The 17,597-nt window shown below is 43.6% G+C and carries 12 protein-coding genes; 6 read left to right on the forward strand and 6 right to left on the reverse strand.

Features of this window, described 5'->3' with window-relative positions:
- Positions 1-131: 131 nt before the first annotated feature.
- From gltB to L1D50_RS12940, 3 genes are all read left to right on the forward strand, one after another.
- Positions 132-4,589 carry a glutamate synthase large subunit gene (gene gltB / locus L1D50_RS12930; protein WP_239966177.1) on the forward strand — a complete coding sequence of 1,486 codons (4,458 nt, stop codon included), beginning with the start codon at positions 132-134 and terminating at the stop codon, positions 4,587-4,589.
- Positions 4,590-4,598: 9 nt separating this feature from the next.
- A complete protein-coding gene (locus L1D50_RS12935; RefSeq protein ID WP_128727825.1) occupies positions 4,599-6,014 on the forward strand; it encodes an FAD-dependent oxidoreductase in 1,416 nt (471 codons plus the stop codon).
- Between the two features lie 350 nt (positions 6,015-6,364).
- A complete protein-coding gene (locus L1D50_RS12940; RefSeq protein ID WP_128727824.1) occupies positions 6,365-6,760 on the forward strand; it encodes a DUF1801 domain-containing protein in 396 nt (131 codons plus the stop codon).
- Positions 6,761-6,788: 28 nt separating this feature from the next.
- Here L1D50_RS12940 and recN read toward each other — a convergent pair whose 3' ends face one another.
- From recN to nadK, 3 genes are all read right to left on the reverse strand, one after another.
- Positions 6,789-8,465, reverse strand: coding sequence for a DNA repair protein RecN (recN, locus tag L1D50_RS12945; RefSeq protein WP_239966178.1), 1,677 nt, complete (start codon positions 8,463-8,465; stop codon positions 6,789-6,791).
- A 95-nt stretch (positions 8,466-8,560) separates the two neighbouring features.
- Positions 8,561-9,142: a hypothetical protein gene (locus L1D50_RS12950; RefSeq protein ID WP_138524604.1), complete on the reverse strand. Its 582-nt coding sequence runs from the start codon at positions 9,140-9,142 to the stop codon at positions 8,561-8,563.
- 62 nt (positions 9,143-9,204) lie between these two features.
- Positions 9,205-10,089 carry an NAD(+) kinase gene (nadK, locus tag L1D50_RS12955; RefSeq protein WP_017217984.1) on the reverse strand — a complete coding sequence of 295 codons (885 nt, stop codon included), beginning with the start codon at positions 10,087-10,089 and terminating at the stop codon, positions 9,205-9,207.
- Between the two features lie 90 nt (positions 10,090-10,179).
- Here nadK and L1D50_RS12960 point away from each other — a divergent pair, with 90 nt between their 5' ends.
- A complete protein-coding gene (locus tag L1D50_RS12960) occupies positions 10,180-11,115 on the forward strand; it encodes an HrcA family transcriptional regulator (RefSeq protein WP_171039494.1) in 936 nt (311 codons plus the stop codon).
- Positions 11,116-11,180: 65 nt separating this feature from the next.
- Entirely contained in the window at positions 11,181-11,798 is a 618-nt protein-coding gene (gene grpE, locus L1D50_RS12965; protein ID WP_138524598.1) for a nucleotide exchange factor GrpE, read from the forward strand.
- A 66-nt stretch (positions 11,799-11,864) separates the two neighbouring features.
- Here grpE and L1D50_RS12970 read toward each other — a convergent pair whose 3' ends face one another.
- The 3 genes from L1D50_RS12970 to L1D50_RS12980 all read right to left on the reverse strand — a co-directional run bounded on the left by L1D50_RS12970 (position 11,865) and on the right by L1D50_RS12980 (position 16,609).
- Positions 11,865-12,905 carry a tetratricopeptide repeat protein gene (locus tag L1D50_RS12970; RefSeq protein WP_138524596.1) on the reverse strand — a complete coding sequence of 347 codons (1,041 nt, stop codon included), beginning with the start codon at positions 12,903-12,905 and terminating at the stop codon, positions 11,865-11,867.
- 97 nt (positions 12,906-13,002) lie between these two features.
- Positions 13,003-13,776 carry a transporter substrate-binding domain-containing protein gene (locus L1D50_RS12975; RefSeq protein WP_128727818.1) on the reverse strand — a complete coding sequence of 258 codons (774 nt, stop codon included), beginning with the start codon at positions 13,774-13,776 and terminating at the stop codon, positions 13,003-13,005.
- 124 nt (positions 13,777-13,900) lie between these two features.
- Complete coding sequence (locus L1D50_RS12980) at positions 13,901-16,609, reverse strand: CHASE domain-containing protein (protein WP_239966179.1); 2,709 nt, start codon at positions 16,607-16,609, stop codon at positions 13,901-13,903.
- A gap of 669 nt (positions 16,610-17,278) precedes the next feature.
- Between L1D50_RS12980 and L1D50_RS12985 the strand changes: the two genes are divergently transcribed.
- Positions 17,279-17,597 (forward strand): hypothetical protein (locus L1D50_RS12985; RefSeq protein WP_239966180.1); only part of this gene is annotated, 319 nt, incomplete at its 3' end.

Below are 17,597 nucleotides of genomic sequence, written 5' to 3' on the forward strand. Positions count from 1 at the left end.
GAAATATTCAAGTTTATGAATATGTATTCATATTTGTGTTGACTCTACTTTCAATCAAGGCTAATTTTGAATATCTGCCAGCATTTCGTCGTACCGTCATGGGCTGGTCGTTGTAGCAAGGGGAGGAGTCTATGTTATACGACTCAAAATTAGAAAAAGATAACTGTGGATTTGGCTTGATTGCGCATGTGAGTGGTCAGCCAAGTCACAAACTGATCCGTACAGCAATCACAGGTTTGGACCGTATGCAGCACCGAGGTGGTATTTCTGCGGATGGCAAAACCGGTGATGGTTGCGGACTGTTATTACAAAAACCGGATAGTTTTTTTCGCGCCGTCGCAGCTGAAAACGATTGGTATGTGGGTAAAAACTATGCGGTAGGTATGATATTTTTAAATCAGGATCATGAGCTTGCAGCTGCGGCTGAAAAAGTGATCAGTGAAGAATTAGAAAAAGAAACACTGACACTCATAGGTTGGCGTGAAGTTCCCACCGATCCATCTATGCTAGGTCCTATCGCGAAAGCACAATTACCACAGTTTAAACAGGTTTTCGTTGGTGCTCCAGAAGGCTGGCGTCCTAAAGATTTAGAGCGTCGTCTATATATAGCAAGGCGACGCATTGAAAAGCGTTTAGAGCAAGATGAGCAGTTTTATATTTGTAGTTTGTCTGGTTTAGTGACTATCTACAAAGGCTTAATGATGCCGGCTGATCTACCGAATTTTTATACGGATCTTGCTGATATGCGGATGACCAGTGCGATTTGTGTATTCCACCAGCGCTTTTCAACCAATACACAGCCTCGATGGCCGTTGGCGCAGCCATTCCGCTATTTAGCTCACAATGGTGAGATCAATACCATTGAAGGAAACCGTCAATGGGCGAGAGCACGTGCTTATAAGTTCGCGTCACCGTTGTTACCGGATTTGCAAAATGCGGCGCCGTTTGTCAATGAAACAGGTTCTGACTCATCTAGTTTAGATAACATGCTAGAGCTATTTTTAGCCGGTGGTATGGACTTATTCCGCGCTATGCGTATGTTAGTGCCACCCGCATGGCAAAAAAACCGTGCCATGGATGAAGACTTACGCGCATTCTATGACTTTAACTCCATGCATATGGAGCCGTGGGATGGCCCTGCAGGCATCGTGATGTCTGATGGGCGTTTTGCTGCCTGTAATTTGGACCGAAACGGTCTTCGTCCAGCTCGCTATGTGATCACGCAAGACGGCTTTATTACACTTGCCTCAGAAGTAGGCATTTGGGATTACGCGCCAGATGAAGTTATCGAAAAAGGCCGTGTAGGTCCGGGTGAGTTACTGGTGGTTGATACTTTACATGGCAAGATTTGGCAGTCCGATGAAATCGACCAAGATTTGAAATCTAGGCATCCATACAAAACTTGGCTTGAGCAAAACGTTAAGCGTTTAACGCCATTTGAAACACTAGATGAGAAAGCGGCTGGTAAGCGCGATCTTGACGATGAAACCTTGCTGACCTATCAGAAGCAATTTGGATATACCAACGAAGAGCTCGACCAAGTGATCCGCGTAATGGGCGAGAACGGCCAAGAAGCAACTGGTTCAATGGGTGATGATACGCCATTTGCAGTGCTATCTGAAGGACACCGTTCAATATTTGACTACTTCCGCCAGAAATTTGCTCAGGTAACGAACCCGCCAATCGATCCATTACGGGAAAATCACGTAATGTCACTGGCGACTTGTATTGGTCGTGAGCAGAACGTTTTCAACGAAACCACAGGTCATGCTAAACGTTTGCAGTTTGCCTCGCCGGTACTAACTTATTCTGACATGCAGCAGCTATTAACCGCCGATGATGACCATTACTGTGCGTGTAAAATTTCATTGATTTACGAGATTGAAGAGTCTTTGCAAGATGCAATCAAGCGTATTTGTGATGAAGCCGTTGCAAAAGCGGGCTCCGGGTGCGTGATGTTAGTGCTCAGTGACCGAGAAATTGCTGCAGGTAAACAAGTTATCCCAGCGGCGATGGCCGTGGGGGCAGTACAAAGGCGACTAGTGGATGGCAACTTGCGTTGCGATACCAATATTTTGGTTGAAACAGGTAGCGTGAGAGATCCGCACCAGTTTGCTGTTTTGTTAGGTTTTGGCGCAACAGCAATTTATCCTTATCTAGCCTACGAAACCCTTGTTGCAATGTGTGATAAGAAGATCATTAAAAAGTCTTACCGCGAGGTGACTCTGTCTTATCGCGGCGCGATTAACAAAGGTTTATACAAAATCATGTCGAAGATGGGGATCAGCACTATTGCTTCCTATCGTTGTTCGATGTTGTTTGAAGCCGTCGGTTTATCCGATGAGGTAGTTGAATTGTGCTTCAAAGGCGTTGCAAACCGTATTAAAGGTGCGTGCTTTGACGATTTTGCCTTGGAGCAACAACAGCTCAATAAATTGGCATTTAGCAAGCGTAAACTACTATCACACGGTGGATTATTAAAATATGTGCATGGTGGTGAATACCATGCGTATAACCCTGATGTCGTGCAAACTTTACAGACCGCAGTTCGTTCGGGTAACTATCAAGACTACGTTAAATACGCTGAGCTGGTAAATAACCGTCCAATTACTAATCTGCGAGACATGCTTAAGCTTAATACGGCGCAACAAGCAATCGATATCAACGATGTTGAGCCTGCAACTGAGCTGTACAAACGTTTTGACTCAGCCGCGATGAGTATCGGGGCTTTATCACCGGAGGCACATGAAGCGTTGGCGATTGCGATGAATCGCCTCGGCGGTTGCTCTAACTCTGGTGAGGGTGGTGAGGATAAGCTACGTTTTGGCACAGAAAAGAATTCGCGTATTAAGCAAGTTGCTTCTGGGCGATTCGGTGTGACACCACACTATTTACGTTCAGCTGACGTTATTCAAATCAAAGTTGCGCAAGGGGCAAAGCCAGGCGAGGGCGGTCAGCTTCCAGGTGAGAAAGTCACCCCTTATATCGCGAAACTACGCTATTCGGTTCCTGGTGTTACTTTGATTTCGCCACCACCACATCACGATATTTATTCGATTGAAGACTTAGCTCAGCTTATTTTTGACCTCAAACAGGTTAACCCTGAAGCGATGATCTCGGTCAAATTGGTTTCAGAACCAGGTGTCGGCACTATTGCGACTGGTGTTGCTAAGGCGTATGCCGATCTCATTACCATTGCCGGTTATGACGGTGGCACAGGGGCGAGTCCGCTGACATCGGTAAAGTATGCAGGTAGCCCGTGGGAGCTTGGCCTCGCTGAAACGCAACAGGCGCTGGTTGAAAATGGTCTACGCCATCGCATTAGGCTGCAAACAGATGGCGGCTTAAAGACCGGATTAGATATTATTAAAGCTGCAATTTTGGGGGCTGAGAGCTTTGGTTTTGGTACAGGCCCTATGGTTGCGCTTGGCTGTAAATACCTGCGGATCTGTCACCTTAATAACTGTGCAACCGGTGTTGCGACGCAAGATGATACGTTGCGTCAAAAGCATTATCACGGATTGCCAGAGATGGCGATGAACTACTTTAAGTTTATTGCGCAAGAGGCCCGAGAGCTGATGGCCGCTCTGGGAGTCACAAAACTCACCGATTTGATTGGTAGAACGGATTTACTTGAAGCCATTGAAGGTAATACTGCGAAGCAGAAAAAGCTAGATTTAAGTCCGCTCTTAGCGAAACCAAACAATCCGTCAAATGAAGCGCTGTATTGCACCCATACTAATCCATCACATTACAGTGGTGCGTTGAACGAAAGCTTACTTGCGAAAGCGAAGACAGCAATCGACGAAATGACGGGTATTTCGTTGGTGAATCGTATTTCTAATACGGATCGCTCAATCGGTGCAATGTTGTCTGGTTATATCGCGAGCAAGCATGGTAACCAAGGTATGGCAGCAGATCCAATTGCACTTGAGTTACATGGTACTGCAGGGCAATCGTTTGGGGTGTGGAACGCCGGTGGCCTTGAAATGACATTAGTCGGTGATGCTAACGACTACGTTGGTAAAGGGATGGCTGGTGGAAAGCTAGTCGTGCGTCCTCCTGTCGGCTCAAGCTTTGCCTCTCATCAAGCGGCTATTATTGGTAACACCTGTTTATATGGCGCGACCGGCGGTAAGTTGTTTGCAGCAGGTCGAGCTGGCGAGCGTTTTGCCGTGCGTAACTCGGGTGTACAAGCGGTTGTTGAAGGACTTGGCGATAATGGCTGCGAATACATGACAGGAGGCGTGGTGTGTGTGCTTGGTCAAGTTGGCGTTAACTTTGGCGCAGGTATGACCGGTGGTTTTGCCTATGTACTTGATGAAGAAAGTGATTTTGATAAGCGGATCAACCCTGAGTTGGTCGAGCTGGTAGACCTCAAAACGCTGGCATCGCACCAAGAGCATCTGCGCGGTTTGATTGCAGAGCATCTAGATTTAACGAGCTCAACTCGAGCTGAGCAGATCTTAGCTAACTTTGAGTTGTATTTGCCAATGTTTAAATTGGTAAAGCCAAAGTCGAGCGATTTAAACAGTTTACTTGGCCACCGAGCGCGTAGTAGCGCTGAGCTAAGAATTCAGGCGCAGTAGGAGAGAGCAATGAGCGAGAACGTTTACCAATTTATCGATGTACAACGTGTAGATCCGCGCAAAAAGCCTATTTCTACGCGTAAGCAATCTTTTGTTGAAATTTATGAGCCATTTTCTGAGCAGCAAGTTCATTCGCAGTCTGATCGTTGTTTAGATTGTGGTAACCCGTATTGTGAATGGAAGTGTCCGGTTCACAACTATATTCCGCAATGGCTCAAACTTATTCGTACGGGCAGAATCATTGAGGCAGCAGAGCTATCTCACCGTACCAATAGTTTGCCTGAAGTGTGTGGTCGAGTATGTCCGCAAGATAGGCTTTGTGAGGGGTCGTGTACGCTGAACGAAGAGTTTGGTGCCGTGACCATAGGAAATATTGAAAAATATATTACCGATACGGCGTTTGCACAGGGCTGGAAGCCTGATCTTTCTTACGTTACTTGGACCGATAAGAAAGTCGCAATCATAGGTGCGGGTCCGGCAGGACTTGGCTGTGCGGATATTCTAGTGCGAAACGGCGTGCGCCCAGTGGTGTATGATCGCAACCCTGAGATTGGCGGTTTGCTGACTTTTGGGATCCCGTCATTTAAGTTAGAAAAGTCAGTAATGGAAAATCGTCGTGAGATTTTTACCGAAATGGGCGTTGAATTTAAACTCAATACCGAGGTTGGCCGTGATGTTTCTATGGACGAGTTATTGTCGCAATACGACGCCGTATTCTTAGGTGTGGGGACGTACCAAAGCATGAAAGGCAATCTTGAAAATGAAGATGCCGACGGTGTTTATGATGCGCTACCATTTTTGATTGGTAACACCAACCGAGTCATGGGTTATGACGAGAGTCAGCATAGCTATGTGAACATGGCGGGTAAGCGCGTGGTGGTACTAGGTGGTGGGGACACAGCGATGGACTGTGTTAGAACGTCAGTTAGACAAAATGCGCAATCCGTGATCTGTGCTTATCGTCGTGATGAAGAAAACATGCCCGGCTCAGTTCGAGAAGTTAAAAATGCCAAAGAAGAAGGGGTTGAATTTAGATTCAATCTACAGCCAGTTGGTATTGAAATTGACAGTTCAGGCAAAGTCACGGGCGTTAAAATGGTGAAAACACAATTAGGTGAACCTGACAAAAATGGTCGCCGTAGTGCTGAAACTGTGGAAGGTTCTGAGCATACACTAGAAGCTGACGCGGTGATCATGGCATTTGGTTTTAAGCCTCACAACCTTGATTGGTTAGCACAATACGATGTGGCAATAAATCACTGGGGCGGTATTGTTGCACCAGAAAAAGGCGCATTTACACATCAAACAAGTAATCCAAAGATATTTGCCGGTGGTGATGCTGTACGAGGTTCTGATTTAGTGGTGACTGCGATTTTTGAAGGCCGCAACGCCGCTGAAGGCATTTTGGACTATTTAGAAGTTTAAAACTTAAACAACAGCTTTTGTCGTTCACAAACCCCAACTACACTCGTTGTAGCTGGGGTTTTTTATTTGAATTTTGCTTAGTTAGCCGCTAACTTATACCAATTGAATTAATTCTCTAATCAATTTGAAGGGTGAAATAGCATATTAGCTTCGTTAAAAATTTCTCATTTAGAACAACTAAATAGCAAAATTTTTGCCTTGCCTATATGGATATAGGTACCTTAGCGGTAGCAGGACGCGAGAGCGGTGCTACTAAAGCTATTTCCCCGCTTCAAGATAGATCATTTAATTAATACAACTGGTATTAATTTCACTCAACATGTATTTATCAATAGTGTTAAGGAAAGATCATGAATGAAACAATAAACTCAGGCGCTGATGCGGTCACTGCAAAGATAGCGAGTGTAAACGATTGGCGTGCTGTGGTATTGCAGCAGATCAGAAGTCTGATCCTAAGTGTTGATAAAGATATAGAGGAAGATATCAAATGGCGTAAGCCAAGCAACCCAACAGGAGTGCCCGTATGGTCAAAAGCTGGCATGATCTGCACTGGCGAAGTATACAAAGATAAGGTCAAACTTACCTTTGCATACGGTGCAAAATTTGAAGATGAGCATCAGTTATTCAATACAGGATTTGCCGGTAACACTCGACGGGCGATTGATATAAAACAGCAGGACACCATCAATGAAGCCCATTTTTGTACATTGATCCGCGCAGCAATTCGGTATAACGCTGCGCGTTAATCAACAGGTGCAATCAGCCTGATAACAGTTAAGCACTTTGTACTTGTAATAACTCCTTGGCACTCGCTCTTGTTGTGTCACTTATTTTATCTCCACCAATTAACCTTGCTATTTCGTCAATGCGTTGGCTTTCTGCCATTTGGGTCATTTTGGTAAAGGTTTCGCCATTTTCTACTCGTTTTGCGACAAAAAACTGGTTGTGACCACTGCATGCTACTTGCGGTAAATGGGTAACACAAATAACTTGCGTAGACTGGCCAAGCTGGCGCAGCAATTTACCTACGGTTGCAGCTGTTGGACCTGAGATCCCAACATCAACTTCATCGAAAATCAAAGTGGGTGTCGTCACGCGTGTTGCGATAATCACTTGAATGGCTAAGCTTATCCGAGATAGCTCACCACCTGAGGCAACTTTGCCCATAGGTTGCAAAGGTTGGCCTGGGTTAGTTGAGACGTAAAACTCAATGTGATCATACCCAAGAGGGCTCGGTTTAGCGCCAAGATTAGGCGTTAACTGGATTTCAAATTGACCATCACCCATCGCAAGCTCTTTCATACTTGCAGAAATACGTTCGTTAAGAGACGTACAGGCTTGCTGGCGGCTTTGACTTAATCCAAGTGCAGCTTGGTTATAGGCGTTGATGGCTTCGGCAATTTCTTCCTCTAACGCATCCAGTCTGGCAGAATCTGAGCTAATAGACTCAAGCTCATGTTGCAGCGCTTGATGGTGCTGATATAGCAATTCAGGCTGAACTTGATGCTTTCTAGCTAAATCTAGAGCTTGAGAGAGTCTATCTTCTAGCTCTTGTAGTCGCATCGGATCTTGTTCTACGGAATCAGAATAACTGCGGATCTCTCTACTTGCTTCTTCCACTTGTACTGCTGCTTCTTCAAGCACTTGTGCAATATTTTCAAGAGTTTTGTCAAAACTGGTGAGTTCAGAGAACACTTGCGCACTTTGTTGTAGTTGCGATAGTACAGTCTGCTCGTCATTTTCATAAAGGCGAGAAAGCTCACGGTGGCATTGTTCTAAAATGGTTTGACTATGGCTTAGGCGCGAATGTTCGGTCTCAATATCTTCATATTCGCCTTCTTGTAGAGCAAACTCGTCAAGCTCTGCTACTTGGTACTCAAGCAGTTGTTTTTTTGCGGCTTGTGCCTGTTGTGACTTTTGTAGTTCAGCATATTCTTTTTGCAGTTTATGGTAGTGATTATATTGGCCCTTAACTGCTTGTAACAATGTGGTATGGTTAGCATAGGCATCTAGCAAGTGCAGTTGATACTCTGGCTTTAACAGTAGCTGGTGGGCATGTTGCCCATGGATCGCAATAAGGTGTTGACCTAATTCCTTTTGTTGGCCTACAGTAACAGGGGAGCCATTGATGTAGCTTTTACTACGCCCACTTTTGCTAATAACACGTCGAAGAATACATTCATTTTCTTCGTTATCTAGCATATGCTCCGTTAGAAAGCGTTTGGCAGCAGGGAGGTCTGAAACATCAAATTGAGCAGAAATATCCGCCTTGTCGGTACCTGGACGAATAGCAGAAGGATCAGCACGCTCACCGAGACATAAAGAGAGCGCATCGATCGCAATAGACTTACCCGCGCCTGTTTCACCTGTAATTGCGGTCATGCCACAATGCCAGTCAATATTTAGCGCACTAACAATAGCAAAATTTTGAACATTTAAAGCTAAAAGCATACTGTACACCCTAACAGAGAATTACTGTTAATTTATACAGTATTTTATTGTTTAGCAACTCAAATTAAAAAATTCTGCTAAAAATAATAGCGAGATTATCCAACAGCATGCTCTTTTACTAAGGCCGCTGCTTGCATTTGTTGGTTAGTTGACTCCTTGCCGCTTAATTCTGATGAGTCTATATTCTCTTCATCTTGCTGTTGCGCTGGCATATCAGGTGTTTGAATGCGTGCAATGAGGGCTGGAAGCATCTCGTGATAGAAATCACGGTTATAAGCAATGCCCGCCGTAGGTAATTCAGCGACAAAATATTGTAGTTGCTCAGCAAGCAAATCGATATTACCGTTTGAGCGACACTTATTGAGCTCGCTTGTCACTGAATAGATAAATAACTCAGACACTTTTTCCAGTTGCGCTAAATTTTCTTCCGAGTGCGCTTGCACGACAAAAAAGTTGCTAACGATTGCATTGATCTGCGGTGCGTATTTAGGCCTTAAAATCTTTGCTTCGACGAATTCAGTAACTTTAAGTTTGAAGTTGCTGCTAATTACTTTTAAACGATCGTTAAAGGCTTTTTTTTCCGCTTCACGGGCTTTTCTTCTATTATTTTCAATCACTAAATACACTGAAAGTATAGTGATAAGCAGCGCCAATGTGAAAAATACAACGTAAGCCATTTTATTGTTATTTACCCAAATTAGAAAATTTAACCAAGGTTATTTTGCGTAACTTTGCGTGCTTAGTAAAGCCTACTGCCCCAATTTAATTTCTGTCTAAGAACATTGTAGTAGGAGTAGCATTTAGGGTGGATCAATCTTAGTCTTTTCTCTGCTTTTTTGATGATAACTTCGTCACCAGGTAGCACAGCCAGCACAACATGACTGTCACAACTCACTTGTAAGCTGTCGGTGTTTTCTAGACTTAACTTAAGCTTGACTTCTTTTTCTGCATCCACCACTAAAGGCCTGCTGGATAAGGTATGCGGAAACATAGGCACCAAAGAAATAGCGTCGAGTTCGGGGGTTAAAATAGGACCGCCACCTGAAAGCGAGTAAGCGGTTGACCCCGTTGGTGTCGAGACAATTAAACCGTCTGAGCGCTGAGAAAATACAAAGTCGTCATCGATAAAAGCCTCAAATTCAATCATATGCGCAACTTTATCAGCGTGTAATACGGCTTCGTTCATTGCTAAATTTGCGCTTTTAAGCTGGTGATGTCGGTATACTGCCACCTCTAACAGAAATCTCGATTCTTCAATAAATTGGCCGCTTAACACCGCTTCTAGCTGCGCTTCAAAGCCTTCTGGGTTCAAATCTGTCAAAAAGCCTAAGTTACCGCGGTTAACTCCGATCACGGCGACATCAAAACGAGCCAGTACTCTTGCTGCGCCAAGCATGTTACCGTCACCACCAACAACAATAGCAAGGTCGCAACGTTTACCTAGTTCAACTAACTCGACTACTGCATCCTCGTCTAACGACTTTATTTGCTCTGCAACGCGATCTTCTACGAGTACTTCATATCCTAATGCTTGCAAAAATGTGTAGAGTCGTTGTAAGGTCGTCCCGGCGCCCTCGTGGTTGGGCTTGCCAATTAAGCCGATGGTGTTAAACGTAGTCGTCATTCAGTCATTTGTCCTTGGTATCTTTGCTGCAAGATTATAATAAAAGCGTAGTGCTTGAAACTGGCAATTGACACCCATATTAAAATAATTATGAAACTAAATCCCAGAGATGAACAAATTCTGTGTGCGGTCATGCGCCATTATTGTAATGGTGAAGGGCAGCCTGTTGCGTCCAGCAAAATAGCAAAGCAGGACGGCCTTGCTATTTGTTCTGCAACCGTACGCAATGCAATGGCAAGACTTGAAAATCAAGGCTTATTGTATTCGCCGCATACCTCAGCTGGCCGTGTACCCACAGACCAAGGTGTAAAATTCTGGCTACAGGAGTTTTTTCCTCTGGCTGATGTTGCCGTTCATTGGCAACCAGATCAGTCTGCAATAGTCTCTTTTGCACATTTATTGAGCCAAAACTTTCAGGTGTGTTGCTGTGTTGGATTACCACAAGTAAGCAGCAAACAAATGTTCCGGGTGGAAGTACTCGACTTTGACCGTAAAAACTGGCTGGTCCTGCTGTTAGACAGGGCGGGGCAATCACACAATATTTGTATTGATAAACCCGTTGATGACTCCGACGCGTTGCGTTACCAGTTCGCGGCTTGGATGAATACCGTATTCAGTCAACAAACTTTAGTCGAAGGTTTGCACCGAATGCGCGCTATGGCACATAGTGCACCGCCGAGTTGTCACCATATTTTGGCCCAGTGGACTAAGCAGTTAAGCCAGCAGTTAGGCTCAGATAACGCAATTGTTGTCGGCGAGCGTTACTTATATAACCGCTTAGAGTTGGATAGAGAGATTAATCTTGGGGTTGGATTTTTGGACCAAGTCGAAGACCGCTTGGCATTTAAAGACGGCGTATCCGTGTTACTTGGTGAAGAGCTAAGTATGCTGGGTTTACATCGCGTAGTGGTGCTCAGTGTGCCGTATTTCTCCAAAGGGGAATACCAAAGTCGCTTTTGCGTGATTTGCCCAGCGGACTCTAAGATCGAAGCCATCTTGTCAGAATTCAAAAAATTGCCGCAATAAAGGGTTGAAACTCTCATTTCAATCCCCATAATTACCGCAGTTGTAAAGAATCGGAGAATCACCACATGTCTGAGCAGACAAAAGCCCCAGAGCAAGAGCTTGAACAAGAACAAACACAAGCTGAAGCGGAAGTTGTAGAAGCACAAGCAGAGCAACAAACTCAGGAAGAGCAGGCAGAAAATGCGGGTGAGTTGAGCCCAGAAGAAGAAATCGCTGGTCTGTACGCTGAGCTTGAAGCCGCTAAGCAAACTATCGACTCACAAAAAGATAGCGTTGTTCGCGCCGCGGCTGAGCTTGAAAATGTTCGTCGCCGAGCCGCGCAGGACGTTGAAAAAGCGCACAAATTTGCGCTAGAAAAGTTCTCAAACGAATTATTACCTGTAATCGATAACCTAGAGCGTGCGATTGAGTTTTCTGACAAAGAAAACGAGACGCTAAAGCCTGTGCTTGAAGGTATTGATATGACTATCAAGACATTTGCTGATGCCCTAGCTAAATTCGGTGTTGAAGCTGTAAACCCACAGGGTGAAACATTTAACCCAGAGCTACACCAGGCAATGTCAATTCAGCCGAGCAATGATGTATCACCAAATACTGTGCTTGCTGTGATGCAAAAAGGCTATACTTTAAACGGCCGTCTATTGCGCCCTGCAATGGTGATGGTGTCTAAGGCCGCTGAATAAACATATTCAATTTGCAAAAGCCGCTCATTGAGCGGCTTTTTTGTGTTTAGTAACGAGTGTACTCACTTACCAACTACACAGCTTCACTTTCTCAAACCAAGGACTGGAAAAAGACTTGGTTGTGATGGGGAGAGGGGCTGTCACTTCGACGCCTAGCTCTTTTGCTAAATATCTATGCACTAACAGTTTTACTTTATCACTTTCTAACTGAGTATACGCCAATTGCAATGCTTGTTTAGTACTTTGGCTTGGCATATCTCCTTCAAGCTGTTTGTACCGAGCTTCAAGCCATTGTAACCAAGCTTGTTTTGATTCGTTTGGGAAGGCTGTAGTTAGGGTAGAAGTAGGGCCTTGTAGACGCTCGTAGTTAACGATTTGCTTTTGAATAAGAAAGACAAACATCAAGTTGATCCCCGCAGATATTTGACCCGAGCGCTTATCAACGGCTTGATAACCTAACAGAGCATGGCGAAAATACTGCTCAGCTTCAAATATTCGACCTTGATCGAGCGCAAGACTTCCTAAGTTGCTTTCAATCATCGCAAGCACCGGAGTTTGCTTTAATTCCTCAGCGAGTTTATGTGCCTTGGCATACAATGTTCTCGCTTTTTGATAATCATCTTGGTTGCGGGCAACTAACGCCATACTGTTAGTCAGTGTAAGCCGTTGGCGATCATTTTTTGCATATTTGTAGGCACATTTGAGGCTAGTATCAGCATCATCAAGATATTCCTGTCGGCGTAGCCAAATCCCAAGTGCACTCAAAATCGTGGGAAGGTTTGCTTTGAAATACATGTCATCTGGATACAAAAAGACGGCGTTGATTGACGTGTAGAGCCTATCTATTTTATCTGTAGGTACAGATGCACGAGCGCTCAGCAAATGCCATTGAATAAATAAAGGCACGGGCACATCATGCAGTTGCTCTAAACTGTCGAGAATAATCAATGATTGTGCAGGGTTAACCGTTAAATAGTCGCTGGCCTCGTCTAGCTTACTTTCAAAATATGAAAAGTCCTTTGCCAACGCTTGTTGGCAAAAATAAAATGCACAAGTTACAAAGAGTAAAAGCCGAACCAAGTAAACCCCGACCACATTTTGGCACATCTATTAACTGTAGTCGGCAGTACCGAATAGTTCCAAATCAATTACGATAAACAGCATTATACAAAGATTAGAAACAATGTAGAGATCGCCTCTTCAGTTATAAATGGGGATCGGAAACTTGATGAAAAGAAAATAAATTGCTGAGTTCGTTTTGGTGCACTTTGATTAGTTGATTGATATTTTCGAGGTCGACAGTGGTTAAACTGGCTTTGCTAAGCATATAGCTAACTGGTGTTTTATTCGCATCGGTACCAGAATAGATAATATCTGTATACTCTTTGATTTTAATAATGTGGTCGCCCGCGAGTTTATCTTCAACAACATAGTCTACTCGCTGCTTACTCAACATTTTAAAGCGGCGAGTGGCATTGGGTAGGTGCACCAGCTGATCGTTATAAAAGTCTTGGATCAGCTTTTCAAATGCCATGCCGTAGTAACTGCCAGCATTCAGTGCAAATGTGTTTCCTGCAAGGATCAATGACTCGACTTCCCCGCCAATTTTTGGCTTTTCCTTATGTTGGAATAATGCCATGACTTCCTGACGATAAGGTGTAGTGAAGTAGGCAAACTTATCTCTCGTCGTCGTTTTTGTTGCTGCGATCAGTACGTCTACATTACCTACCTTTAGCTCTGCTAGCATCCTTGTTGAGGTGGGATAGAAGACGTATTCAAGACAATAAATAGAATCTATAAAAAGAATATTTAGTGCGTTAATCTCTAAACCGAAGGCTTTACCTTCCTTGCGAGAAATATAGGGAGGCCACAGTGTTTCGTTTATTCCTATACGCAAAGTTTTATTGCATTTAGCTGAGGCTTCGAGTGCTAAAAGCGCGATGAGTATACCGAGTAGAGGCAATCTTGCGTATTTCATAGCGGCCAATCCTTGCATATTAGAGTCTAATTATTCTATCAACAAATTAAAAGAGGTACATGCACTTTGTTAAATGACTAAGTTTGTAACTACTAACCGCAGAGTGTTCTCATAGCTGCAAAAGTTACTGCATATCGCGGCTATGGGCGAGTACGGTCGCGATGGTATTGATAAGCTCAAGCTCCTCTATGGGTTTGGCAACATAGCCATCAAATCCAACGCGCTCATATAAAGCTTTGTCTTCTGGAAAAGCATTTGCAGTTAATGCGATAATTGGGATGTTGGGGTCTTTACTCTTCAGAAGTTTACAAGCCTCAACGCCATCCATTTCAGGCATTTGAATGTCCATAAGTATTAGCTCAGGTTTACTTCGCTCGAATTGATCTATCGACTCTTTACCATTATTTGCAATTGTAATATTACCATTGGCTTTACTGACCATAGAACGAACTACCAGCTGGTTTATTGGGTTATCTTCAGCTAGCAATATAGATACGCCGTTTAAGTCTGCTGCGGTCAGCTGGTCGGTTGTTGGTTGCTCTGACGTAACCTCAGACTTTTGCATTGGCAACTCGATGCTAAATAGGCTGCCTTCTCCAACGGTACTTTCTACTTTAATCGTACCGCCCATCAGGTCAATTAGAGAGCGAGTGATAGAAAGACCAAGCCCCGTACCACCAAATTTTCTAGTGGTGGACTTATCTGCCTGCTCAAATCGTGAAAAGAGCTTGTTGATTGTGGCTTCTGTCATCCCGATGCCGGTGTCGGCAACGGTAATAAGCATACCAGAATCATTTTGAAGCGGTTTTATATGGGTAATAATACTGCCAGTTTCAGTAAACTTAATGGAGTTTGACAAGAGATTAAGCAACACTTGTCTGACTCTGACTTCATCTCCGAGCCAAAACTTATGCTCAAGCTCAACGTGGATCTTAAGTTTTAGCCCCTTGTTTTTTGCCAATACCAAAAAATCTGAGCGTAGATGTTCAACCAACACCTCAATATTAAATGGCCGCTCTTCAAGCTCAATTCTACCGGCTTCAATTTTAGAGAAATCCAAAATATCGTTAATGATGGTGTTAAGTGCCTTAATTGAGTAGGTCGCTTTTTCGAGTAGATTGGTGGCAGTGCTATTGAGCGGCTCCGATTTTAAGAGTTGCAGGGTACCGTATAAGCCATTCATAGGGGTTCGTATTTCATGGCTCATATTTGCCAAAAAGACGGCTTTGGCCTTGGCTGCTTGCTCCGCTGCTTCTTTGGCGTGCGAGAGCTCTCGTTCATATTTGAGTTGCTCTGTGAGATCTAATGCAATACCCAAAAAACCGTCTATATTACCATGCTCATCGGTTAATGTTGTGACGCTTAGCTTGATTTGAACATACCGGTTTTGCTTAGTGACATAGGTCCATCGGTTAGTATCGACCACACCTTGTATAGCTTTGGCGACAAAGACCTCAAACCCAGGGTCAATGACTCTACCAAGCTCTTTCGTCAGTGCTTCTGCTCTTGTTACTACTTCTTCTTTAAGGTGAAAAATGGCGGGGGAAGATTTACCAATGAGCTCATCTTTTTTATATCCTAATAAACGCTCGGCCGCTGGGTTAAACTGTGTAATGATACCGTCTGGATCGGTGGCAATAATGGCATAACCCGAACCTTCAACAATACTGGTATGCAGCTGGCTGTATTTAATGATTTCTTTAGTACGCGCTTTCACCTCTTGTTCTAAAGACGAGTTCAGTTTCGCCAGGGATTGTGCTTTTTCTTCCTCAGCCGCCAATTTTTCTCTTTCTGCTAAGCGCTGACGTGTAAAGCTTAAAAGTAAAATATAAGTGATGACTGCCAATAGCAAAGAAACTAGTAGTGCTACTTGCAAAATAGTATTCGGCGACACTAAGTTGAGTGAACGGATAAACTTTGGAGTTGGCCAAATCTTTACTTCCCAAGTGCGACCAAATAACGCGACTTGCTTAGCGAGTGGGCTATTTTTCTCTCTAACATCTTCTTCTAGTGCCTGATAAAATGGGGTGTTTTCATCATTATTGGTTACATCAGAGATTTGAATTGAAACATCTTGTCGAAAAGAAAGTAAAGTCGACAGGATTTCATCGATAAGTAAAGGAGAGTATGTCCAACCAATCAAATTACGTAAACGATTTTCTTCATCTTTTGCAATACTAATTGAGGTGTAAATTGGTGCGAGAATTAAAAATCCGTATTTAACCTTATTGTCGGCTTGCACTAAGGTGATTGGGGCGGTAAGCCTTGGTTCATTGGTGGTTGCAGCCTCTATTGCTGCAGTTCTGCGACTAGCTTCGGAGCCTATATCCAACCCGACAGCTTTATCATTGTTTATTTCTGGCTCAATATACTGAATAACAAATTTGCTGGTGTTATGTGGATTTAGCGTTTTGATGAAGAATGTTCTGTCCGTGCGCTCAGCTTGTGCTTGTTGCACAAAGCTACTCACGTTATCGATGGGGACATACTTAATAATTCCAACGCCTCGTGCGCCTGGATACTCCGCTTGGAAATCAAACGAGTCGATATATCGCCGCATTGCCTGATAGTCAAAGCTATGTTGTTGGTTCGCATAAATTGCATTGCGAAGCCCTAAAATACCATACCAGTACAATGTAACGCGTTCGTTCACTCCCTCAGTCACATGATCAAGGCGCAAAGCAAGTGCCGAGGCGACTTTTTCAGCATGATGCTCTTTTTCTTGCTCATATAACACCAGCCCGTAAAGCATACTACCAACTAACACAAGTAGTGCAGCAACCAGTGGCACAAATCGGCTTTGCCGAACTGTGCGAGCATTCGCTAACGACACGCTATATTCCTTACGCTCTAAATCTAACCAATATGTTAGTCCAGATAGCATTGAATTGATAGTGATTACAGCAAAGTAACAACGCTCAATTTACGCCTCAATTGGCTCACTAAAGCATATTTTGAATTGTTATTTGAATAAATTGTAGATTGGGGCTGGCTCAGTTCCGTAGCCTTAAAAGCTAAAATAAATATGCGGATTTTGGGCCATATATAAATGTGGTCACGATGTGGACACTTTTTAGGATGAAATGTGGATGTTTGCCCCGAAAACAAAAAAGCCAGTCAGAACTTGTTGCTCTAACTGGCTGTTTTAAAACGCTAAAATTTGGTGGAGCTGGGGGGATTTGAACCCCCGTCCGGAAAGCGTCGATTTTCTCACAGCTCTTTTAAAAACAATGATTTACATCAAAAACAAGGAGTTGTAATCTCATACAAACTAGTTGAACCTTGTGTTAACTAGTGAATGTGGGCACAATGTGGACACTATATTACATGCGTACTTTGACCTTCCCTATATTTAATTTTAGTTCAAAATGTAAGTGTCTATAAGAAGGAGCTAAAGTTTAAAAGTAAACTAAAACTTGACAAAGTAATTGCTTTTTTTTTGTAGAAAGGTTGTAATGTGCGCGGGGTTAACATATATATAAACGTATAGAGACTTGGAGCTTTGAAGGAACTTAAAGAAATTCATCGAGGTAAACTCTTTAAAGTTGTGCATTGTGAAGGTGCTCTGGAAAGTTTACAAAAAGCGTTGACTCACGTCACCCCACATAAGAAGCAAAAGTCCATGTTGGTTGGAATCGTCCTCATGATTGAACGTTTGGCAGGAGGTGAGCAGTTATCTAAAGATAGCTTTCCGCCAGAAGGAGACCTCCCTAAGGGAAGTGGTAAGTTTCATGCGTTTAAGCGGATTCCAATCAGAGCTTATTGCTGGAGATCTAAAAAACATCCCAATACTTATTTCATAAGTCATTACATATATAAAG

The sequence above is a fragment of the Pseudoalteromonas sp. Isolate6 genome, from assembly GCF_022398435.1.
Classification (GTDB): domain Bacteria; phylum Pseudomonadota; class Gammaproteobacteria; order Enterobacterales; family Alteromonadaceae; genus Pseudoalteromonas; species Pseudoalteromonas galatheae.